At 48.9% G+C, this 5,007-nt stretch carries 5 protein-coding genes; 3 read left to right on the forward strand and 2 right to left on the reverse strand.

Translation table 11 applies throughout. The features are described 5' to 3' along the window. The coding region (locus HKN79_03385; GenBank protein ID NNC82595.1) for a catalase-peroxidase at nucleotides 1-725 on the reverse strand (725 nt) is incomplete at its 3' end. A 117-nt stretch (nucleotides 726-842) separates the two neighbouring features. On the opposite strand from HKN79_03385, the gene HKN79_03390 reads away from it, so the two are divergent. Next, nucleotides 843-1,781: a LysR family transcriptional regulator gene (locus HKN79_03390; GenBank protein ID NNC82596.1), complete on the forward strand. Its 939-nt coding sequence runs from the start codon at nucleotides 843-845 to the stop codon at nucleotides 1,779-1,781. A 6-nt stretch (nucleotides 1,782-1,787) separates the two neighbouring features. On the opposite strand, the gene HKN79_03395 is transcribed toward HKN79_03390, so the two are convergent. After that, on the reverse strand, nucleotides 1,788-2,189 hold the full coding sequence (locus HKN79_03395) for a hypothetical protein (protein ID NNC82597.1): 402 nt from the start codon (nucleotides 2,187-2,189) through the stop codon (nucleotides 1,788-1,790). A gap of 71 nt (nucleotides 2,190-2,260) precedes the next feature. Between HKN79_03395 and HKN79_03400 the strand changes: the two genes are divergently transcribed. Together HKN79_03400 and HKN79_03405 are read left to right on the forward strand one after the other, a co-directional pair. Then, on the forward strand, nucleotides 2,261-3,094 hold the full coding sequence (locus HKN79_03400; GenBank protein ID NNC82598.1) for a hypothetical protein: 834 nt from the start codon (nucleotides 2,261-2,263) through the stop codon (nucleotides 3,092-3,094). Between the two features lie 65 nt (nucleotides 3,095-3,159). Next, the coding region (locus tag HKN79_03405) for a hypothetical protein (protein NNC82599.1) at nucleotides 3,160-5,007 on the forward strand (1,848 nt) is incomplete at its 3' end.

Genomic DNA, 5,007 nt, shown 5'->3' on the forward strand with positions numbered 1-5,007 from the left:
GGATTGACATAGATCAATCCCATCTGAACGGCACCGAGTGGATTCTCCAATTCTCTATCGCCTTCATAGCGCTTGTCTCCGAGCCATTCGGTCTCAGGTCCCCAGTAGATATCTTCTTCGGGTTCCCATACGTCCTTCCTACCTCCGGCAAAACCATAGGTATTGAATCCCATGGATTCTAGAGCGCAGTTTCCTGCGAGGATCATCAGGTCGGCCCATGAGAGGGCTTTTCCGTATTTCTTCTTTACAGGCCATAGCAAGAGTCTGGCTTTGTCCAGATTACCATTATCCGGCCAGCTGTTCAATGGAGCGAAACGCTGTGTTCCGCTGCCTCCACCACCTCGGCCATCAGCTACCCTGTAGGTACCAGCACTATGCCAGGCCATACGGATGAAGAATGGACCATAATGGCCATAGTCGGCCGGCCACCAGTCTTGCGAATCGGTCATGAGATCGTACAGATCCTGTTTGACGGCTTGCAGATCCAGTTTCTTGAATTCCTTGGCATAATCGAAGTCTTCTCCCATGGGATCGGAAAGCTCCGAATGCTGACGTAGAATATTCAGGTTAAGTGAGTTGGGCCACCAATCGCGGTTCCGGGTACCTCCACCCGCTGCTTCTTTGAGCGCTCCGTGCATGAAAGGACATTTGGCAGAATTGCCTTCGTTCATGCTATACACCTTTGCCTTATCCTCGGCAGCGGTGTGATCTTTTGTATCAGACATTGTGATTTCGTGTTTTTGGGGGGTTCAATACAGATTTTCCTCTAGCGCTTAAAGGTATGACATATGGGCGTTCGATTATATCGAATTACTTTATACTTGTGATAGATTCTGTCTATCATGAACTTTCAACAATTAGAGTATATCGTAGCCTTGGCCGAGCGCCAGCATTTCGGTAAAGCCGCGCAGGATTGTTATGTCACTCAAGCCACGTTGAGTGCCATGATCAAGAAACTTGAAGAGGAATTGAATGTTCAGCTATTCGACCGCAGTAGCCATCCTGTGCTCCCTACTGAGGTGGGCCAACTGATCATCCAGCAGGCCAAGGTCATCCTGCATGGACAAGAAGAGTTGGTCGCACTTGCAGCGCAGGACAACCATATATTGAATGGTGAACTGAAAGTGGGCGTCATACCCACTGTGGCCAATTCATTGCTCCCGATCATACTCAAACACATTATCAAGGCCCATCCCGAGCTTCGCTTGGATATCATGGAGGTCACCACAGAGGAAATCAAGTCGCGATTGAAGAATGGGAGTATCGATATCGGAATATTGGTCACGCCCATTCACGACCCTGCTTTGGAAGAAGAAGTGCTCTATTATGAATCATTGATGGTATATGGAGTAGAGGACGAGAACAAGAAATTCATGCTCTCTGAGGATATCAATTCATCCAAGGTCTGGCTCTTGGAAGAAGGACATTGTTTCAAAAACCAAGCGATGACACTCTGCAAGATCCAAGAGGATCGATCCAGGACCGAACATCTGGAATTCTCCGGCTCCTCATTCGAGACCTTGCTCAATCTCTCAGATACCTTCGGGGGCTTTACTCTGATACCCGAGCTCTTCTATCAGACCTTACCTGCCCATAGAAAGAAGAGAACACGTGGCTTTGGAAGCCCTATCCCCGTAAGAGAGGTAAGCATCGTCAGTCATCGACCGGCTATCCGCAGGAATATCATCGGTAAACTCAAGGATCTTATCCAGGAAAGAGTGAGTCCTCGATTGCTCACTCAGGAACTCGAAGAGTCGGAGATGGACATCATTTCCATCTGAAAGTGCTTATGGGATTTTCGCTCCGAGTTTGGAACAGCCATAGCCACCACCCAGTCCTCCACCATGGGTAGTGATGGAGATACTATCATCCCAAAGTGTCAATTCATACCAATTGCTGGGGAATGGACTGCTGAAGAAGTAGCCGCTCGTATCCATCTGAATCTTAACTTGACCATCTATCAGCAATGAGTCCTGGCTGCCCGGAAGAATGGCCACAGTCACGGTATCCCAATAGGAAGTGGTCTCATAAGGTTCCCCGAGCATCCAGGAAAAGCACTCGGCCCACACCTTGTATTCCCCCACCCACTCTGAGCGGTAGTCCGAGCTAGGTTCTGGCTCTTCCATTTGCTTTTCACAGGCACAGAGTACGAGCAAGGCGATTCCCAGATATTTCAATGAGGTATTCATCCCTTCTCTAATGATACAATACTCTCCTGAATTTCCCTCTAGAACACGGATTGGAGATATCTTCGGATCGCATGAAAAAGGTCTGGTGTCTATTCTGTACAGTGATCGCTCTTCTCTGCTTTACTTCATGTGAGAATACACCGGATGAGAAGTACTTCTTTGTTGCGGGTCATGCGTACGGCAATCCCAATTCACCTCAGTACGGTCTCTACCCTCCACTGATGACTGCCCTGGAGGAGATACAACTGGAAACCCCACTGGAAATGGGATTTCTGACAGGTGATGTGGTCGTACAACCCACTGAGGCCTACTGGGACTCAGCCATGAAGGATATTGAATCGCTCGATATGCCCATCTATATCGCAGCGGGGAATCACGACAAGGGAGAAGAGTTCGACCGCAGGTTCGGTAAGGCCTACAGCTCCTTTATCTCGGATGATGACCTCTTCATCATTCTAGCCCCTAGCAACTGGAACATCGAAGGAGAACAATTGCGATTCTTGAAGAATACCCTTGATGATCACAGCACTTCCTGCCAGAACATATTCCTCTTCATCCATGAATTGATCTGGTGGCATCCCGATGATGTCTATGGAGATATCGATATCAATTGGCGACCTCATTTCCCTGGGGAGACCAATTTCTGGACTGAGGTATCTCCCCTATTGATCGGATTGGAGAATGAGATATACATCTTCGCTGGGGATCTGGGAGCTACGCAAAGCACCTCGCCCTATATGTATGATCAGCGGGAAAACCTCCACTTGATCGCATCAGGTCTGGGCAGCGGAAATCGGGATAATCTCCTACTCGTAGACTATACTGATGAAGAAGTTCACATCCATCAGTATTGGTTGAAAGAAGATGGGAGCATGGAGATCACAGACCTCATCGAGACCCATTGAGTATGATCACTGGGTTTCTCTAATTTCACGGCCTGCACAGCGTTTTGAATCTCATCCATCCCCTTTTGGGTAGCCATATCACCTCATTCTCTTTGATCCTCATCGGCTCGATCCTATTCTGGTCTTGCGGGCCATCCCCCAGTGATACCGACCGATTCAGTGTGAATTGTTCTGCAGAGCAATTGACCCCTGATGGCAAGAAACTTCAAGCAGAAGAAGACCCTAGATTCATTTTCACTGGAGGTGAATCTCGCAGTGAACAAACATCACGCACAGGCACCTACTCCTTGGCCCTTCATTCAGAGCAGCAATTCGGGTTCTCCTTCAAGGTAGAAGGTGCAGAACCGGGGGATAGGTTCACCGCTTCGGTTTACTATAAATCTACTGGTCCAGAAGGCCTTCTAATCGGTTCCTCAGATGATTTTTGGTACAAGGCCACGCCTGCAGGTGAAGCCGATGATGAAGGCTGGCAGAAACTCTATCTGGATTTCTACGTGCCTCCCACTTTCTCTAGTGATGAGATCAAGATCTATGCATGGAATCCGGATACGGCTACTGTCTATTTCGATGACATGACCATCTCCAAGGTAGACCCCGGGATCAAAGCCACCTATGGAGGGCCAAGTATCTATTTATATATCAATGAGGGAGACATGGCCAAATTGGAGGAGATCAGAAAGGAGGCTATTGAAGATGGAATACTGCGCACGACCGATGAGAGCTGGGTAAAGGCCTTGTTCTTCTATGGCGAGGATATGCAGGAGGCCAAGGTGCGCTACAAAGGTGACTGGACGGACCACCTTCTAGGCAAGAAGCGCTCATTGCGGATCAAACTGAAAGAGGGGAGTTGGAAAGGCATGCGCACTTTCTCCATACAGAGTCCGAAGTCGCGTTCCTTCTTGAATGAATGGTTTGCCCATCAGATATTCGAGTCGGAAGATGTGCTGACCACCCGCTATGGTTTCGTCCCAGTTTACCTCAACAATGAGAACCTCGGTCTCTTCGCCTATGAAGAACACTTTGAAAAGCAGTTGGTCGAGAGTCGGGACCGGAGAGAAGGTCCCATACTCAAACTCTCAGAGGACCAACTCTGGGAGGCCAACCTACATGGAACGGCCGAAGATCTTCCACTGATCGAGTCGGCCCGGATAGTCCCTTTCAAAATGAACAAGATGCTGCTGGATAGCGGGAAGACTGCACAATTCCTGGTAGCCCAGGATATTCTCGAGCGTTTTCATTCCATAGAGGATCGCCCATTGGAGTCACTGGATCGAGAGAAGTGGGCACGCTATATGGCCCTGATGGACATCACCAAGGGCTATCACGGTGCTACTTGGCACAACCAGCGCTATTACTACAACCCTATACAATCGCAGGTAGAGCCGATCGCCTATGACCTATACATCGATGCACCGGTAGATGAGTTCATGAAAGACCTCTTGATCGGGAGATTCGATCCGGAGACCTATTTCGATCGTATGGAAGGGATGATGGGCCTGAGAAACCTCTTGGTTGACACGGCCTTCATGTCACTCTACCTGGAGCAACTCGACCGCTACCTCGACCCAGAATTCCTACGTTCTCACCTGGAGGAACATAGAAGCTATCTGGACAGTATGACTCAGGTACTGAATCAAGAATTCCCGGGTTATAGGTTCGACAAGGAATTCTTCGAAGAGAACATCCCTACTGCCGCTCGAGCGAGGAAGGGATTACAAGCCAGCACCTATGCTGAAGTAACGCCTGAGGTCAAGGGGAGATCGGACTATGAAGCGCCTTATATTCTGAGCAGTCCGCCCTATTTCGTGACTGCATTTCAACACAGCGTGGACAGTGTACACGTATTCAATTACTATCCAGAGCCGATAGAAATCACAGGACTCATATTGGCTTCTGAGGAAGAACAAACGCTT

The sequence above is a fragment of the Flavobacteriales bacterium genome, from assembly GCA_013001705.1.
Classification (GTDB): Bacteria; Bacteroidota; Bacteroidia; order Flavobacteriales_D; family JABDKJ01; genus JABDLZ01.